14 protein-coding genes are annotated in these 16,081 nt (G+C 59.1%); 3 read left to right on the top strand and 11 right to left on the bottom strand.

Annotation, left to right across the window (positions count from 1 at the left end):
- Positions 1–43 precede the first annotated feature (43 nt).
- From aceA to ACCD00_RS16150, 10 genes are all read right to left on the bottom strand, one after another.
- Positions 44–1,369, bottom strand: a complete 1,326-nt coding sequence (aceA, locus tag ACCD00_RS16195) for an isocitrate lyase (RefSeq protein WP_096510123.1) — start codon at positions 1,367–1,369, stop codon at positions 44–46.
- Between the two features lie 476 nt (positions 1,370–1,845).
- Positions 1,846–2,607: a secretin N-terminal domain-containing protein gene (locus tag ACCD00_RS16190; protein ID WP_413426021.1), complete on the bottom strand. Its 762-nt coding sequence runs from the start codon at positions 2,605–2,607 to the stop codon at positions 1,846–1,848.
- A 276-nt stretch (positions 2,608–2,883) separates the two neighbouring features.
- A complete protein-coding gene (locus ACCD00_RS16185) occupies positions 2,884–3,309 on the bottom strand; it encodes a GNAT family N-acetyltransferase (protein WP_057399862.1) in 426 nt (141 codons plus the stop codon).
- Entirely contained in the window at positions 3,302–4,471 is a 1,170-nt protein-coding gene (locus ACCD00_RS16180) for a JmjC domain-containing protein (protein ID WP_413426019.1), read from the bottom strand. Before ACCD00_RS16180 ends, ACCD00_RS16185 begins: the two co-directional genes overlap by 8 nt.
- Before the next feature lie 86 nt (positions 4,472–4,557).
- Positions 4,558–5,928, bottom strand: coding sequence for an adenylosuccinate lyase (gene purB / locus ACCD00_RS16175; RefSeq protein WP_007940861.1), 1,371 nt, complete (start codon positions 5,926–5,928; stop codon positions 4,558–4,560).
- Between the two features lie 124 nt (positions 5,929–6,052).
- A complete protein-coding gene (hflD, locus tag ACCD00_RS16170) occupies positions 6,053–6,676 on the bottom strand; it encodes a high frequency lysogenization protein HflD (RefSeq protein ID WP_057399860.1) in 624 nt (207 codons plus the stop codon).
- Positions 6,673–7,818, bottom strand: a complete 1,146-nt coding sequence (gene mnmA, locus ACCD00_RS16165; protein WP_413426016.1) for a tRNA 2-thiouridine(34) synthase MnmA — start codon at positions 7,816–7,818, stop codon at positions 6,673–6,675. The genes hflD and mnmA overlap by 4 nt, the downstream gene beginning before the upstream one ends.
- A gap of 59 nt (positions 7,819–7,877) precedes the next feature.
- Positions 7,878–8,324 carry an NUDIX hydrolase gene (locus ACCD00_RS16160; protein WP_413426014.1) on the bottom strand — a complete coding sequence of 149 codons (447 nt, stop codon included), beginning with the start codon at positions 8,322–8,324 and terminating at the stop codon, positions 7,878–7,880.
- 216 nt (positions 8,325–8,540) lie between these two features.
- On the bottom strand, positions 8,541–10,766 hold the full coding sequence (locus ACCD00_RS16155) for an NADP-dependent isocitrate dehydrogenase (RefSeq protein ID WP_413426012.1): 2,226 nt from the start codon (positions 10,764–10,766) through the stop codon (positions 8,541–8,543).
- A 327-nt stretch (positions 10,767–11,093) separates the two neighbouring features.
- Positions 11,094–11,261 (bottom strand): hypothetical protein, encoded by a 168-nt coding sequence (locus tag ACCD00_RS16150; protein ID WP_413426010.1) that lies wholly within the window; start codon positions 11,259–11,261, stop codon positions 11,094–11,096.
- Between ACCD00_RS16150 and icd the strand changes: the two genes are divergently transcribed.
- Positions 11,260–12,516, top strand: a complete 1,257-nt coding sequence (gene icd, locus ACCD00_RS16145) for an NADP-dependent isocitrate dehydrogenase (RefSeq protein WP_057399856.1) — start codon at positions 11,260–11,262, stop codon at positions 12,514–12,516. The genes ACCD00_RS16150 and icd overlap by 2 nt on opposite strands.
- Positions 12,517–12,600: 84 nt before the next feature.
- Here icd and cspD read toward each other — a convergent pair whose 3' ends face one another.
- The gene (gene cspD, locus ACCD00_RS16140) at positions 12,601–12,855 is read right to left on the bottom strand and encodes a cold shock domain-containing protein CspD (RefSeq protein WP_413426008.1); all 255 of its coding nucleotides are present in this window, start codon (positions 12,853–12,855) and stop codon (positions 12,601–12,603) included.
- A 224-nt stretch (positions 12,856–13,079) separates the two neighbouring features.
- Between cspD and clpS the strand changes: the two genes are divergently transcribed.
- Together clpS and clpA are read left to right on the top strand one after the other, a co-directional pair.
- Positions 13,080–13,442: an ATP-dependent Clp protease adapter ClpS gene (clpS, locus tag ACCD00_RS16135; protein WP_033052565.1), complete on the top strand. Its 363-nt coding sequence runs from the start codon at positions 13,080–13,082 to the stop codon at positions 13,440–13,442.
- Positions 13,443–13,472: 30 nt separating this feature from the next.
- Positions 13,473–15,743 carry an ATP-dependent Clp protease ATP-binding subunit ClpA gene (gene clpA / locus ACCD00_RS16130; protein WP_111287929.1) on the top strand — a complete coding sequence of 757 codons (2,271 nt, stop codon included), beginning with the start codon at positions 13,473–13,475 and terminating at the stop codon, positions 15,741–15,743.
- Positions 15,744–16,081: the final 338 nt, after the last annotated feature.

Genomic DNA, 16,081 nt, shown 5'->3' with positions numbered 1-16,081 from the left:
TTTTTATCCGGTCCGCAACGGCTGATGTCTCAAGCGAAGCAGATCAGTGGAACTGTTCTTCTTCGGTCGAACCGGTCAGTGCTGTTACCGAAGACGAGCCACCCTGGATCACGGTGGTCATGTCGTCGAAGTAGCCGGTGCCCACTTCCTGCTGGTGAGCCACGAAGGTGTAACCCTTGGCGGCGTCGGCGAATTCCTGCTCTTGCAGCTTCACGTAGGCAGTCATGTCGTTGCGGGCGTAGTCATGCGCCAGGTTGAACATGCTGTGCCACATGTTGTGAATGCCGGCCAGGGTGATGAACTGGTGCTTGTAGCCCATGGCGGACAGTTCGCGCTGGAACTTGGCGATGGTTGCGTCGTCCAGGTTTTTCTTCCAGTTGAAGGAAGGCGAGCAGTTGTACGACAGCAGTTGGTCCGGGTATTCCTTCTTGATCGCTTCAGCGAAGCGACGGGCTTCTTCCAGGTCCGGCTTGGCGGTTTCGCACCAGATCAGGTCGGCGTACGGCGCGTAGGCCAGGCCGCGAGCGATGGCCTGGTCCAGACCGGCGCGAACCTTGTAGAAACCTTCCTGGGTGCGTTCGCCAGTCACGAATGGCTGGTCGTACGGGTCGCAGTCGGAAGTCAGCAGGTCAGCGGCGTTGGCGTCGGTACGAGCCAGGATGATGGTCGGAGTACCGGCAACGTCGGCCGCCAGACGGGCAGCGGTCAGCTTCTGTACGGCTTCCTGGGTAGGAACCAGTACCTTGCCGCCCATGTGGCCGCATTTCTTCACGGAAGCCAGCTGGTCTTCGAAGTGAACGCCGGCGGCGCCTGCTTCGATCATACTCTTCATCAGCTCGTAAGCGTTCAGTACGCCGCCGAAACCGGCTTCGGCATCAGCCACGATGGGTGCGAAGTAGTCGATGTAGCCAGCGTCGCCCGGGTTCTTGCCGGCTTTCCACTGGATCTGGTCGGCACGACGGAACGCGTTGTTGATGCGCTTGACCACGGTTGGAACCGAGTCCACCGGGTACAGCGACTGGTCCGGGTACATCGATTCGGCGGAGTTGTTGTCCGCAGCCACTTGCCAGCCCGACAGGTAGATCGCCTGGATACCGGCTTTGACTTGTTGTACAGCCTGGCCGCCGGTCAGGGCGCCCATGCAGTTGACGAAATCTTTCTCAGGACGGAAGGCCGGCTTGGCACCCTGGGTGACCAGGTTCCACAGCTTCTCGGCGCCCATTTTTGCAAAGGTGTGCTCAGGTTGAACCGAGCCACGCAGGCGGACGACGTCAGCAGCGGAGTAAGTGCGTGTCACGCCTTTCCAGCGCGGGTTTTCAGCCCAGTCTTTTTCGAGGGCTGCAATTTGCTGTTCGCGTGTCAGTGCCATGGGAGATAAACCTCGTCGCGTCTTTATGAAAAGTTGTTCTGCGGTGGAAAATTCCTGCGCTCGCTGACCAGAAGCTTAAGCGGTCAAGTCGGATTCGGCGGGGAGGGCGACGGGATGAACGATCGGCTCGAGGGGAAGTGAGCAGGTAAAGGCGAACTGCGGGCGCATTCGGGCGTCGTGGGCCTTGGTACGAACATCAGTGTGCTGCCGGGTTACCTAATTACGCTTCCGTCCCTCGGGACAACTTCGTTCCAGTCGACAACCTCGTCAAACACACCTTGTGGGCGGTACAGACACGAAGCGGTTCGCGGGGGTAGGTTGCGAACATCGCCTCGAAGGCCCTTGCCAGGGCCCCTGATTAGCGGGAGCGAGGCCATCATGCCTTCGCTTTTTTGGCTCGTCAAACGTTTTGTAGTGCTTTTTTTCGAGCACTACATCTTTGGTCTAATACGACTCGGCAGTCAGTTTTTGGTGCTTTAGTCCAGGGTGTCGACTTTAACCCGCAAAGTCATGTCGTTGCGGCTCTGGGTCGAGTAGCTGCGGGTCAGGCCCTGTTTGTCGGCCTGGGTCTGGCCATTGACCCCGGCCAGCAGGATCCACTCACCGAGGTGGCCGGTGACGGTTGTGTCGGTGCTTTGTACGTTCACTACATCGGGACGTTCCTGGCTCATGCGGTCACGGTTGGTACTGATCGACAGGTGAACGATGTCGCCAGTGACGTTTGCGGTGACGTAGAAACCCTGGGTGACATTGCGATACTCGGTCTGGCTGCTGTAGCCGCCATAGGAATCGCTCTGGCTGCTGGTGACCGGCACGCTCTGGCCGACCTGGATCAGTGCCGGTGCGCCTTCGCTGGCCTGTACCTGCTGAATGCCGCCGTCGCGGCTGTCGGTGCTGTAGTTGATGATGCGGGTCTGGCCTGGCTTGGCGCCGTTCACCGCTTGACGCTGGTCACCCTGGAAGTTGTTGTCACTGGTGTCGACGGTGATCAGCAGCCGTTTGGGCGCTGTATCGAGTTGCGAAAGAAGGGCTTTAAGTTCGTCGATCTTGCGCTCATCGGCGTTGACAATCAGTTGGCTGCCGTAGGCGCTGACCTGGCCTTCCTTGCCGACGAAATCCTGCGCAACCGGCAGCAGGTCGGCGCTGGTGTGGTATTTGAGGGGGATGATTTCTGTGGCTGCCAGCACCGAAAAACTGCAGCCGAGCAGCAGGGTGGTGAGCAGGGTGCGTAGGGACATGTCCGTTATCTCCGCGTTCTAAAGACTTGATATTGCCACTTTGTCGGCCCGGGGTTTGTAGGAGCGAGCTTGCTCGCGATGGTCTTGAGGACGCCGCGGGGTGTCAGGCTTCCAGCATTATCGTTCACGCCCATCGCGAGCAAGCTCGCTCCTACAAGTTTGTCGGCTCGGGGTGGGGTAAGTTGAATCGTAGACAGCAAAACGCCCCGGCATCGCGTGATGTCAGGGCGTTTTGTGGTGCTGTGGCGAGGGAGCAGGCTCCCTCGCCATAGGGTATCAGGCCGAGTGCCGCACCATGTCCACATGCGGAATCCCGGCTTCCAGGAACTCCTCACTGACCATGTTGAAGCCCAGGCGCTCATAGAACGCCGTGGCTTGCACTTGGGCGCTGAGCATCTGTTGCTTCAAGCCGCGTTCTTCGGCTTCGCCAATCACCGCCTGCATCAGCTTGTCGCCGACTTTCAGGCCGCGCCAATCCTTGAGCACCGACACTCGGCCGATGTGACCATCGGGCAGCAAACGGGCGGTGCCAATCGGAAAGTCGCCTTCGAACGCGAGGAAGTGCACGGCGGTTGCATCGTCGGCATCCCATTCCAGTTCAGGTGGAACGCACTGCTCGGCGACGAACACCGTTTCACGAATGCGCCGGATCTCGGCGTTGTCCTTCTGCCAGTCTGCGACACGTACGTGAATCTTATTCATCGGCAAACCCCAGGCTTCCCTGCTTGACCAGTTCGCACAACAGGCCGCGGCCGTCTTCATCGCTCAGCCATTCGCCGAGGTTGTCGGCGTGCAGCGCGTCAGCGGCGCAGATCATCTTCAGCAGTTCGCGCAGTTTGCCCGGCAGATAACGGCTCTGGCCGCTGGCGAACAGCAGCAGGTCGTCGTCGACTTCGGACCATGCCAGGCGTGCGCTCGGGTTGCGAATCAGGATTGCGCCTTGTTCCAGGGCAGACATGAAGTCGTCTTCTTCGACGTCCTCCGGGCCCACCACCAGTTCCGGGTAGCGTGGCTCGGTCATGAACTGGCCAAACCAGGTCAGCAGCAGGCGCTCGTCGCTCATGTGTTCGGCCAGCAAGCCTTTCAGGCGGTCGAGTGCGTCGCGCTGGATCTGGTGAGGATCGGCAGTCGGCAAGGCGTCGGCGTCGGTGTAGCGTTCTTCGTCCGACAGGAACTGGCTGAGGAAGTCAGTGAAGTGGGTCAGCACTTCGGCAGCGCTCGGCGCGCGGAAGCCGACCGAGTAGGTCATGCATTCATCAACGGCAACGCCGCAATGGGCCAGGCGCGGTGGCAGGTAGAGCATGTCGCCCGGTTCCAGCACCCATTCGTCGGTGGCTTCGAATTCGGAGAGGATGCGCAGGTCGGCGTGGGCCAGCAGCGGGCTCTCGGTGTTGCACATCTGGCCGATCTTCCAGTTGCGCTTGCCGTGGCCTTGCAGCAGGAACACGTCGTAGTTGTCGAAGTGCGGACCAACGCTGCCACCTGGCGCGGCGTAGCTGATCATCACGTCGTCGATGCGCCAGCTCGGCAGAAAACGGAAGTTTTCCAGCAGTTCGCTGACTTCCGGGACGAACTGATCCACAGCTTGCACCAGCAAGGTCCAGTCAGTTTCAGGCAGCTTGCTGAATTCATCTTCGGCGAACGGGCCGCGACGCAGTTCCCACGGACGCTCGCCATTCTCGATGATCAGGCGCGATTCGACTTCTTCTTCCAGCGCCAGGCCGGCCAGTTCGTCGGCGTCGATCGGGCTTTCGAAATCAGGAATCGCCTGGCGGATCAGCAGCGGCTTTTTCTGCCAGTAGTCGCGCAGGAATTCCCGTGCCGTGATGCCGCCCAGAAGTTGAAGAGGAATATCAGGATTCATGTGTAACCTATTGAAAAAATGCACTTTTCAGACGGGAATAAAAACGCCCGGCGCGGCCGGGCGTCTTAAAAGGGTCTAGCGGTCGATCAGATGCGTTTGGCTTGTGCTACAGCGTTGCCGATGTAGTTGGCCGGGGTGAGCAGTTTCAACTCAGCCTTGGCGGCAGCTGGCATGTCCAGGCCGTCGATGAAAGTCTGCAGCGCTTCAGGGCTGATGCCCTTGCCGCGGGTCAGTTCTTTCAGCTTTTCATATGGGTTTTCGATGTTGTAGCGACGCATCACGGTCTGGATCGGCTCGGCCAATACTTCCCAGCAGGCGTCCAGGTCAGCGGCAATCTTCTGCTCGTTGAGCTCAAGTTTGCTGATGCCTTTGAGGCTGGCTTCGTACGCGATCACGCTGTGGGCGAAGCCGACACCGAGGTTGCGCAGCACGGTGGAGTCGGTCAGGTCGCGCTGCCAGCGGGAGATCGGCAGCTTGCTCGCCAAGTGCTGGAACAGTGCGTTGGCGATGCCCAGGTTGCCTTCGGAGTTTTCGAAGTCGATCGGGTTGACCTTGTGCGGCATGGTCGACGAGCCGATTTCGCCAGCGATGGTGCGCTGTTTGAAATAACCCAGGGAGATGTAGCCCCAGATGTCGCGGTCGAAGTCGATCAGGATGGTGTTGAAGCGCGCGATCGCGTCGAACAGCTCGGCAATGTAGTCGTGCGGTTCGATCTGCGTGGTGTACGGGTTGAAGCCCAGGCCCAGCTCGTCTTCGATGAAGGCGCGGGCGTTGGCTTCCCAGTCGATCTCAGGGTAGGCCGACAGGTGTGCGTTGTAGTTGCCGACAGCGCCGTTGATCTTGCCCAGCAGTGGAACGGCAGCGACCTGGGCGATCTGACGCTCCAGGCGGTAAACCACGTTCGCCAGTTCTTTGCCCAGGGTGGTCGGCGAGGCCGGTTGACCGTGGGTACGCGACAGCATCGGCACGTCGGCGAAGCGGATGGCCAGTTCGCGGATGGCATTGGCGGTCTGGCGCATCAGCGGCAGCATCACGTCATCACGGCCTTCGCGCAGCATCAGGGCGTGGGACAGGTTGTTGATGTCCTCGCTGGTGCAGGCAAAGTGGATGAACTCGCTGACCTTGGCCAGTTCCGGCAGCTTGGCCGCTTGCTCTTTGAGCAGGTATTCGATGGCTTTGACATCGTGGTTGGTGGTGCGCTCGATCTCTTTGACGCGCTCGGCGTGCTCCAGAGAGAAGTTTTCCGCCAGGGTGTTGAGCACAGCGTTGGCTTCGGCGGAGAACGCCGGCACTTCGCTGATGGCAGGGTGAGCGGCCAGGCGCTGGAGCCAGCGCACTTCAACCAGGACGCGGGCGCGGATCAGGCCGTACTCGCTGAAAATTGGGCGCAGGGCCTGGGTTTTGCCGGCGTAGCGGCCGTCAACAGGGGAAACCGCAGTGAGCGAAGAGAGCTGCATGGGGTGTTCTCGGACAGTCGGGCAACGAAATGGGGCGCGTATCATACATGAAAAAATCCGCCGGTCCGTCGCCAACTGACCGGCGTATTACGCGTATTGCTTAGTTCGGTTCCGTCGATGCGGGTTATTCGTTACGCATCAATGGGTAAAGCTCTTTCAGCAATTTGCGGCGGCTGATCACCAGCTGCCAGCGATGACCGCCCAATTGCCGCCACAGGCGCGCCGAACGAATGCCGGCCAGCAGCAGGGCGCGAATTTTCGAGGCATTGCTCGGTTGTTGCAGGTTACGCATGTCGCCATGCACCTGGATGCGTTGGCGCAGGGTGCTCAGGGTGTCCTGATACAGCGCGCCGCACGCTGCGATCACGTTTTCGTGCGCCGGGCCGAAGTGTTCGACCTGGGATTGAATCTGCGGCAGGCGCTTGCCGATCACGTCGAGCATGTCGTTGCGCTTTGCCAGTTGGCGCTCAAGACCGAGCATGGCCAGGGCGTAGCGCAGCGGCTCGCGCTGCAGGGCGCTTGGGTCGCGTTCAAGGGCGCCGATCAGGGCGCGATAACCTTCACGCAGGTTGATGTCATCGCCGCCATAGACTTCCAGAGTGTCCTTGGGGTCGCGAATCAGCAAGCTGCCGAGCATGCAGGTCAGGCCGGCCTCGTTGGTCTGGCCGGTCTTGGCAATCCTGTCCACCAGCACGGCGGCGAGAAACACGCCGCCCAGTGCTGTCAATTGCTCCTGAATGGGGCTCATTGTTGCTCGCCTTGAGGGGTGCCCTTGCTGGTCCATGGCTCAGCCACTTCAATAACGCCGCCGCCGAGGCAGACTTCACCGTCGTAGAACACCACGGACTGGCCCGGAGTGACTGCGCGTTGCGGATCATCGAAGGTTGCGCGATAACCCGTGGCGGTCTTTTCCAGGGTGCAGGGCTGGTCGCCCTGGCGATAACGGACCTTGGCGGTCAGCTTGCGCGGCTGGCTCAGATCGATCGGGTTGACCCAATAGATATCGGAAGCGAGCAGGGCGCGGGAGAACAGCCACGGGTGATCATTACCCTGGCCAACGATCAGTTCGTTGTGTTCCAGGTCCTTGATCAGCACGTACCACGGCTCATCGCTGGCATCCTTCAGCCCGCCGATGCCCAGGCCCTGGCGCTGGCCGATGGTGTGATACATCAGGCCGTGGTGGCGGCCGATGATTTCGCCTTCGGTGGTCTTGATCTCGCCCGGTTGCGCCGGCAGGTACTGCTTGAGGAAATCGCTGAAGCGGCGCTCGCCGATAAAGCAGATCCCGGTGGAATCCTTTTTCTTCGCGGTCGCCAGCTCGTATTTCTCGGCAATGGCACGCACTTGCGGTTTTTCCAGTTCGCCGACCGGGAACAGGGTCTTGGCGATCTGTTCGCCGCCGACGGCGTGCAGGAAGTAGCTCTGATCCTTGTTCGGGTCCAGGCCCTTGAGCAGTTCGGTGCGGCCATCGATGTCGCGGCGACGCACGTAGTGACCGGTGGCGATCAGGTCGGCGCCGAGCATCATGGCGTAGTCGAGGAACGCCTTGAACTTGATTTCGCGGTTGCACAGGATGTCCGGGTTCGGCGTGCGTCCGGCCTTGTATTCGGCCAGGAAATGCTCGAACACGTTGTCCCAGTACTCGGCGGCAAAGTTGGCGGTGTGCAGCTTGATGCCAATCTTGTCGCACACGGCCTGGGCGTCCGCCAGGTCGTCCATTGCGGTGCAGTATTCGGTTCCGTCGTCTTCTTCCCAGTTCTTCATGAACAGGCCTTCCACCTCATAACCCTGCTCGATCAGCAGGAGGGCGGAAACGGAAGAGTCCACGCCGCCGGACATGCCGACAATGACGCGCTTCTTTTGTGTGTCAGAAGGGGCTGGATCACGCATAGGGATTCAATGAGTGTCTTGAAAAAGGACGCGATTCTAACAGGCTCCAGCCTGCAAGGCTAAAGAGAAGGACGGATCAATTCGAGGCCGAAGTGTTTACCGTCCAGATAATCATCGATACAGCGGATGATCAACTCGCTGCGCCAGTTGGCACGCTGTTCGATTAATTCTTCGCGGGTCAGCCACTTGGCGCCGACAATGCCGTCGTCCAGCTGGTAATCGGGATGGTGTTTCAACGCTTTGGCGATGAAGCAGACCCGCTGGTATGTCACACCGTTGCTGGGGGCGGTGTAGAGGTAAATGCCCAGCACGCCGGTCGGTTCGACGTCCCAGCCGGTTTCCTCGAGGGTTTCACGGACAGCGGCTTCGGTCAGGGTTTCGTTCGGATCCAGATGGCCGGCGGGCTGGTTGAGCACCACGCGTCCGTGCTTGAGTTCCTCGACCATCAGGAAGCGGCCGTTGTCTTCGATGATGGTGGCGACGGTGATGTGGGGTTGCCAGTCCATGGGATTTCCTCAACTTCAGATGTTGGAGTGCGGTCAATGTGGGAGCGGGCTTGCTCGCGAAAGCGGTGGGTCAGTCAATATCGATGTTGAATGATAAACCGCATTCGCGAGCAAGCCCGCTCCCACATGGATCGGATTTCTCAGATAAATTTATGTGAACGCTAAAAAACACAAACCCCGGCACAGGGCCGGGGTTTGTGATGTTCCCTTACAACCTTAAACCAGCGCAGCGACAGCCGCGTTGAAGGTTGCGCTTGGGCGCATGGCCTTGCTGATCAGCTCGGCGTCGGCGTGGTAGTAACCGCCGATGTCCACTGGCTTGCCCTGAACGGCGTTGAGCTCGGCAACGATGGTCGCCTCGTTCTCGGTCAGGGTCTTGGCCAAGGTCGCGAACTGCGCTTGCAATGCAGTGTCTTCGGTCTGGGCAGCCAGGGCTTGAGCCCAGTACAGCGCCAGGTAGAAGTGGCTGCCGCGGTTGTCGATGTTGCCGACTTTGCGCGATGGCGACTTGTTGTTGTCCAGGAACTGGCCAGTGGCCTGATCCAGGGTCTTGGCCAGAACCAGCGCCTTTGGATTGTTGTAGGTCACGCCCAGGTGTTCCAGGGACGCAGCCAGGGCCAGGAACTCACCCAGCGAATCCCAGCGCAGGAAGTTCTCTTCCAGCAGCTGCTGAACGTGCTTCGGAGCCGAACCGCCGGCGCCGGTTTCGAACAGGCCACCGCCGTTCATCAGCGGCACGATCGACAGCATCTTGGCGCTGGTGCCCAGTTCCATGATCGGGAACAGGTCGGTCAGGTAGTCACGCAGTACGTTGCCGGTCACCGAGATGGTGTCTTTGCCTGCGCGGGTGCGCTGCAGGGTGTACTTCATGGCGTCGACCGGCGACATGATCTGGATGTCCAGACCGGCAGTGTCGTGATCCTTCAGGTAAGCCTGAACTTTCTCGATCACCACGCCATCGTGGGCGCGCAGCGGGTCCAGCCAGAAAATCGCCGGAGTGCTGCTGGCGCGAGCGCGGTTGACGGCCAGTTTGACCCAGTCCTGGATCGGCGCGTCTTTGGTCTGGCACATGCGGAAGATGTCGCCGGCTTCAACCGACTGCTCCAGCAGCAGGTTGCCCTTGCTGTCGGTGACGCGAACAACGCCGTCAGCCTTGATCTGGAAAGTCTTGTCGTGGGAACCGTACTCTTCGGCTTTCTTCGCCATCAGGCCAACGTTCGGTACGCTGCCCATGGTGGTCGGATCGAACGCACCGTTGGCTTTGCAATCTTCGATCACGGCCTGGTAGATGGTGGCGTAGCAGCGATCCGGGATCACGGCCTTGGTGTCGTGCAGCTGGCCGTCGGTGCCCCACATCTTGCCGGAGTCACGGATCATGGCCGGCATCGAGGCGTCGACGATCACGTCGCTCGGCACGTGCAGGTTGGTGATGCCTTTGTCGGAGTTGACCATCGCCAGGGAAGGGCGAACGGCGTAGACCGCCTGGATGTCAGCTTCGATGGCAGCTTGTTGCTCGGCAGGCAATGCCTTGATGCGAGCGTACAGGTCGCCAATGCCGTTGTTCAGGTTGAAGCCGATCTGTGCCAGCACTTCAGCGTGCTTGGCCAGTGCGTCCTTATAGAACTCGGCAACGATCTGGCCGAACATGATCGGGTCGGAGACCTTCATCATGGTGGCTTTCAGGTGAACCGACAGCAGCACGCCTTGTGCCTTGGCGTCTTCGATTTCGGCCGCGATGAAGCTGCGCAGGGCGTTTTTGCTCATGACCGCGCAATCGAGGATCTCACCGGCTTGTACGGTGGTCTTTTCTTTCAGGACGGTGGAGGTGCCGTCCTGAGCGATCAGTTCGATTTTCACGGCGTCAGCGGCGTCGATCAGGGCGGCTTTTTCGCTGCCGTAGAAATCGCCGGTGCTCATGTGCGCGACGTGGGACTTGGAGTCCTTGGCCCAGGCGCCCATTTTGTGCGGGTGCTTGCGTGCGTAGTTCTTGACCGACAGCGGAGCGCGACGGTCGGAGTTGCCTTCACGCAGAACCGGGTTCACGGCGCTGCCCTTGACCTTGTCGTAGCGCGCCTTGGCTTCTTTGTCGGCGTCGCAGGTCACGGTTTCCGGGTAGTCCGGCAGGTTGTAGCCCTGGGCTTGCAGTTCCTTGATCGCGGCTTGCAGCTGTGGAACCGAAGCGCTGATGTTCGGCAGCTTGATGATGTTGGCTTCAGGCGTAACGGCCAGGGCGCCCAGTTCGGCGAGGTGGTCGGCTACGGCTTTGTCGCCCAGTTGCTCGGGGAAGCTGGCCAGGATGCGCCCTGCAAGAGAGATATCGCGGGTTTCAACGGCGATATCGGCCGAAGCGGTGTAGGCCTCGATGATAGGCAACAGAGAATAGGTGGCGAGGGCTGGGGCTTCGTCGGTGAAGGTATAGATGATCTTCGAGCGGGTGGGCATATTCGGATTAACTCTCTCTTCTTTGCTAAAGCGTGCGCAGAAACTCGAGGGCGCCGGGTAAGCGCGTTCGTTCAAAGTCATCCATGAGCCGAATATCGAGGTTTCGTTGCTGTGATGTTGGGTGCATCAGTAGGGTGTCAAGCAGCCGGGCTGCGGTAACAGACCGGCTTATCGGGCGTAAACACTCGTCGTAGAGCTGTTTGGCCCGTCGTGACCCTTTAGTCAGCGGCGGCATTATACATAGGTAGCTGGCAATCTGCCGATGGTTCATACGCAACGAATGTCGTCCATTGGTCTAAAGGTCGCAGGGGCGAGCAAGGCGTAAGGTCATTCGTCGTGCTTGAATTTGGCGCTTTTCCCTTTGCTTTCAGGCTTGTAGCGCGCGAGTTGCAAGGCTTTGCGGCAGTTGGATGGAACATAGGGTTTGCGCGCCGATTCAACTGGGTTACGCTCGAACCAAGCCAGATGTTCAATCCAATCAATGGAGTTCAGCATGGGTTACAAGAAGATTCAGGTTCCAGCCGTCGGCGACAAAATCACCGTCAATGCAGACCATTCTCTCAATGTTCCTAATAACCCGATCATCCCCTTCATCGAAGGCGACGGCATTGGTGTCGACATCAGCCCGGTCATGATCAAGGTTGTCGATGCTGCTGTTAAGAAGGCCTACGGTGGCGAGCGCAAGATTTCCTGGATGGAAGTGTACGCCGGGGAGAAAGCGACTCAGGTTTACGATCAGGACACCTGGCTGCCTCAGGAAACCCTGGACGCGGTCAAGGATTACGTGGTTTCCATCAAGGGCCCGCTGACCACCCCGGTCGGTGGCGGCATCCGTTCCCTGAACGTGGCCCTGCGTCAGCAACTCGACCTGTACGTCTGCCTGCGCCCGGTGCGCTGGTTCGAAGGCGTGCCTAGCCCGGTCAAGAAGCCAGGCGATGTCGACATGACCATCTTCCGCGAGAACTCCGAAGACATCTACGCCGGCATCGAGTGGAAGGCCGGTACGCCGGAAGCCACCAAGGTCATCAAGTTCCTCAAGGAAGAAATGGGCGTTACCAAGATCCGTTTCGACGAGAACTGCGGTATCGGCGTCAAGCCGGTGTCGCTGCAAGGCACCAAGCGTCTGGCGCGCAAGGCCCTGCAATATGTGGTCGACAACGATCGCGATTCGCTGACCATCGTGCACAAAGGCAACATCATGAAGTTCACCGAGGGTGCCTTCAAGGAATGGGCCTACGAAGTGGCGGCTGAAGAGTTCGGCGCGACCCTGCTCGACGGTGGCCCGTGGATGCAGTTCAAGAACCCGAAAACCGGCAAGAACGTTGTCGTCAAGGATGCCATCGCCGACGCCATGCTCCAGCAGATCCTGCTGCGCCCGGCCGAGTACGATGTGATCGCAACCCTGAACCTGAACGGTGACTACCTCTCCGACGCCCTGGCGGCGGAAGTGGGCGGTATCGGTATCGCGCCGGGTGCCAACCTGTCCGACACCGTGGCCATGTTCGAAGCCACCCACGGTACGGCACCGAAGTACGCAGGCAAGGACCAGGTCAACCCGGGTTCGCTGATCCTGTCCGCTGAAATGATGCTGCGCCACATGGGCTGGACCGAAGCAGCCGACCTGATCATCAAGGGCACCAACGGCGCGATTTCCGCCAAGACCGTGACCTATGACTTCGAGCGTCTGATGGAAGGCGCGAAACTGGTGTCGTCTTCCGGTTTCGGCGATGCGCTGATCTCGCACATGTAAGAAAACGCAGGCATATGAAAACCGCCTGATTCAAGCGTTTGAGTCAGGCGGTTTTTTTATGGCGGGATGATGATGGGGGGGGGCTTACACCGTAACGGTCTGTTGCACGGAGGATGTAGCCGCTTTCGAGGCATCCACCGGGTTGCCGATGTTGATCGCGTGCAGACCTTTGGGGCCCTGGATGATCTCGAATACGACAGCTTGCCCGGCTTTCAGGGTTTTATAACCATCCATTTTAATGGCTGAGTAGTGGGCAAACAGATCTTCTGTCTTGCCTTCCTCGTTGATGAATCCGTAACCCTTGGCATTGTTGAACCACTTCACCTTGCCGACAGCCATACCCATATCCCTCTGCAACAGACTCCATCACTGGAGTATCATCCAGTACATCCGCAGTCGAATCTGTAAATAAGATTGACTCCGCGGACCTTTTTTACCCACTGTGGGCTCTATTGGTTGTAACACCGTTTTGCCGATAGTCAAGCTGACCAGGCAGTCGGAGTTGAAAACGCTGATAGCCGTCCCCACCACTGTATTTGAACCACTGACGAACCTTTCTTTCCATGCATGCAATCAGCCAGATTCGACTAACATTCAATCAGGATCACCCTGATTTACACGACGACGATTCCACAGGCATTGCTGTTCAGGAGGCAAAGCCTGCACTGCAGGCGCCGCCGATGTACAAGGTGGTTTTGTTCAATGATGACTACACACCGATGGATTTCGTGGTCGAAGTGCTCGAGGTGTTTTTTAACCTGAATCGCGAGCTGGCGACCAAGGTCATGCTGGCCGTCCATACGGAAGGACGGGCAGTATGTGGAGTGTTTACCCGCGACATCGCCGAGACCAAGGCCATGCAGGTCAACCAGTACGCCAGGGAAAGCCAGCATCCGCTACTCTGTGAAATCGAGAAGGACGGTTAATCGCCGGACACTTGGGTATGAGGTGAAGCTATGTTAAACCGCGAGCTCGAAGTCACCCTCAATCTTGCCTTCAAGGAGGCCCGTTCGAAGCGTCATGAATTCATGACCGTCGAGCATCTCCTGCTGGCCCTATTGGACAATGAGGCTGCCGCCACCGTTTTGCGTGCCTGCGGCGCAAACCTCGACAAACTCAAGCATGACCTGCAGGAGTTCATCGACTCCACCACGCCATTGATCCCTGTGCATGATGAGGATCGCGAAACCCAGCCAACCCTGGGCTTCCAGCGTGTACTGCAACGTGCTGTGTTTCACGTACAGAGCTCGGGCAAACGCGAAGTGACTGGCGCCAACGTGCTGGTCGCGATCTTCAGTGAGCAAGAGAGTCAGGCAGTGTTCCTGCTGAAACAGCAGAGCGTTGCCCGTATAGATGTCGTCAACTACATCGCCCATGGCATTTCCAAGGTGCCGGGGCATGGCGATCATTCTGAAGGTGAGCAAGATATGCAGGACGACGAGGGCGGTGAGTCTTCTTCCTCTGGCAATCCCCTGGATGCTTATGCCAGTAACCTTAATGAACTCGCGCGCCAGGGTCGAATCGATCCGTTGGTGGGCCGTGAGCTGGAAGTCGAGCGTGTCGCGCAGATCCTGGCGCGTCGTCGCAAAAACAATCCGCTGCTGGTGGGCGAGGCGGGCGTGGGTAAAACCGCGATTGCCGAAGGCCTGGCCAAGCGTATTGTCGACAACCAGGTGCCGGACCTGTTGGCCAACAGCGTGGTTTACTCCCTTGACCTGGGTGCCTTGCTGGCCGGTACCAAGTATCGTGGTGATTTCGAGAAGCGCTTCAAGGCGCTGCTCAATGAACTGAAAAAACGTCCGCAGGCGATCCTGTTCATCGACGAGATCCACACCATCATTGGTGCGGGTGCTGCGTCCGGTGGTGTCATGGATGCCTCGAACCTGCTCAAGCCGCTGCTGTCCTCGGGTGATATCCGTTGCATCGGTTCGACCACCTTCCAGGAATTCCGCGGGATCTTCGAGAAGGACCGTGCCCTGGCACGACGCTTCCAGAAAGTCGATGTGTCGGAGCCTTCGGTGGAAGACACCATCGGCATCCTGCGCGGCCTGAAAGGGCGTTTCGAGCTCCATCACAATATCGAATACAGTGATGAAGCCCTGCGCGCCGCCGCCGAGCTGGCTTCGCGCTATATCAATGACCGGCACATGCCGGACAAGGCCATCGATGTGATCGACGAGGCGGGTGCCTACCAGCGCCTGCAACCGGTCGAGATGCGCGTTAAACGTATCGAAGTGCCTCAGGTCGAGGACATCGTCGCGAAAATTGCGCGGATTCCGCCAAAGCACGTCACCAGTTCCGACAAGGAGCTGTTGCGTAACCTCGAGCGTGACCTGAAGTTGACCGTGTTCGGTCAGGATGCCGCGATCGACTCGCTGGCAACCGCGATCAAGCTGTCCCGTGCCGGCCTCAAGTCCCCTGACAAGCCTGTCGGTTCGTTCCTGTTCGCAGGGCCTACCGGTGTCGGTAAAACCGAAGCGGCGCGTCAGTTGGCCAAGGCACTGGGTGTCGAGTTGATTCGTTTCGACATGTCCGAGTATATGGAGCGCCACACCGTATCGCGTCTGATCGGTGCGCCTCCGGGATATGTCGGATTCGATCAGGGCGGTCTGCTCACCGAAGCCATTACCAAGCAGCCACACTGCGTGCTGTTGCTCGATGAGATCGAGAAGGCGCATCCGGAAGTCTTCAACCTGCTGTTGCAGGTCATGGATCACGGTACGTTGACCGACAACAACGGGCGCAAGGCGGATTTCCGTAACGTTATCGTCATCATGACGACCAACGCCGGTGCCGAGACTGCAGCTCGCGCTTCGATCGGTTTCACCTATCAGGATCACTCCTCCGATGCGATGGAAGTGATCAAGAAGAGCTTCACGCCGGAATTCCGCAACCGTCTGGACACCATCATCCAGTTTGGTCGCCTCAGTCATGAGGTCATCAAGAGCGTGGTGGACAAGTTCCTTACCGAGCTTCAGGCGCAGCTGGAAGACAAGCGAGTGTTGCTGGAGGTCACCGATGCGGCTCGCAGCTGGCTCGCCGAAGGTGGCTACGACGCGGCAATGGGTGCTCGCCCAATGGCGCGCCTGATCCAGGACAAGATCAAGCGTCCGCTGGCGGAGGAGATTCTCTTTGGCGAACTGGCCGAACATGGCGGTGTGGTGCACATCGACATCAAGGACGGCGAGCTGACCTTCGAGTTCGAGACCACGGCCGAGATGGCCTGACGTTCAAAGGCAAAACAAAAAGGCGCCGAGAGGCGCCTTTTTGCTGCCTGTTGATCGGCATGTCCGCTGTCTGTAGGAGCGAGCTTGCTCGCGATGGTCGTCAACGATGATGCGGGGAGTCTGACTTGACGCGGCGCCCTCAGGTTCTTCGCGAGCAAGCTCGCTCCTACAGGAGGAGGGGGGAGTAAATTACAAGCAAACAAAAACGCCCGGCATAAGCCGGGCGTCTTGTATTGACTTGTTTCGCGAGCGAGCTCTGTCTCTGTAGGAGCGAGCTTGCTCGCGATGGTCGTCAACGATGATGCGGGGAGTCTGACTTGACGCGGCGCCCTCAGGTT

Origin of the sequence: Pseudomonas sp. Pseusp3 (assembly GCF_047304225.1) — a bacterium.
Taxonomy (GTDB): Bacteria; Pseudomonadota; Gammaproteobacteria; order Pseudomonadales; family Pseudomonadaceae; genus Aquipseudomonas; species Aquipseudomonas fluorescens_CD.
The sequence above is the reverse complement of the archived record's forward strand: the minus strand, read 5'-3'. Positions and strand labels throughout refer to the sequence as shown.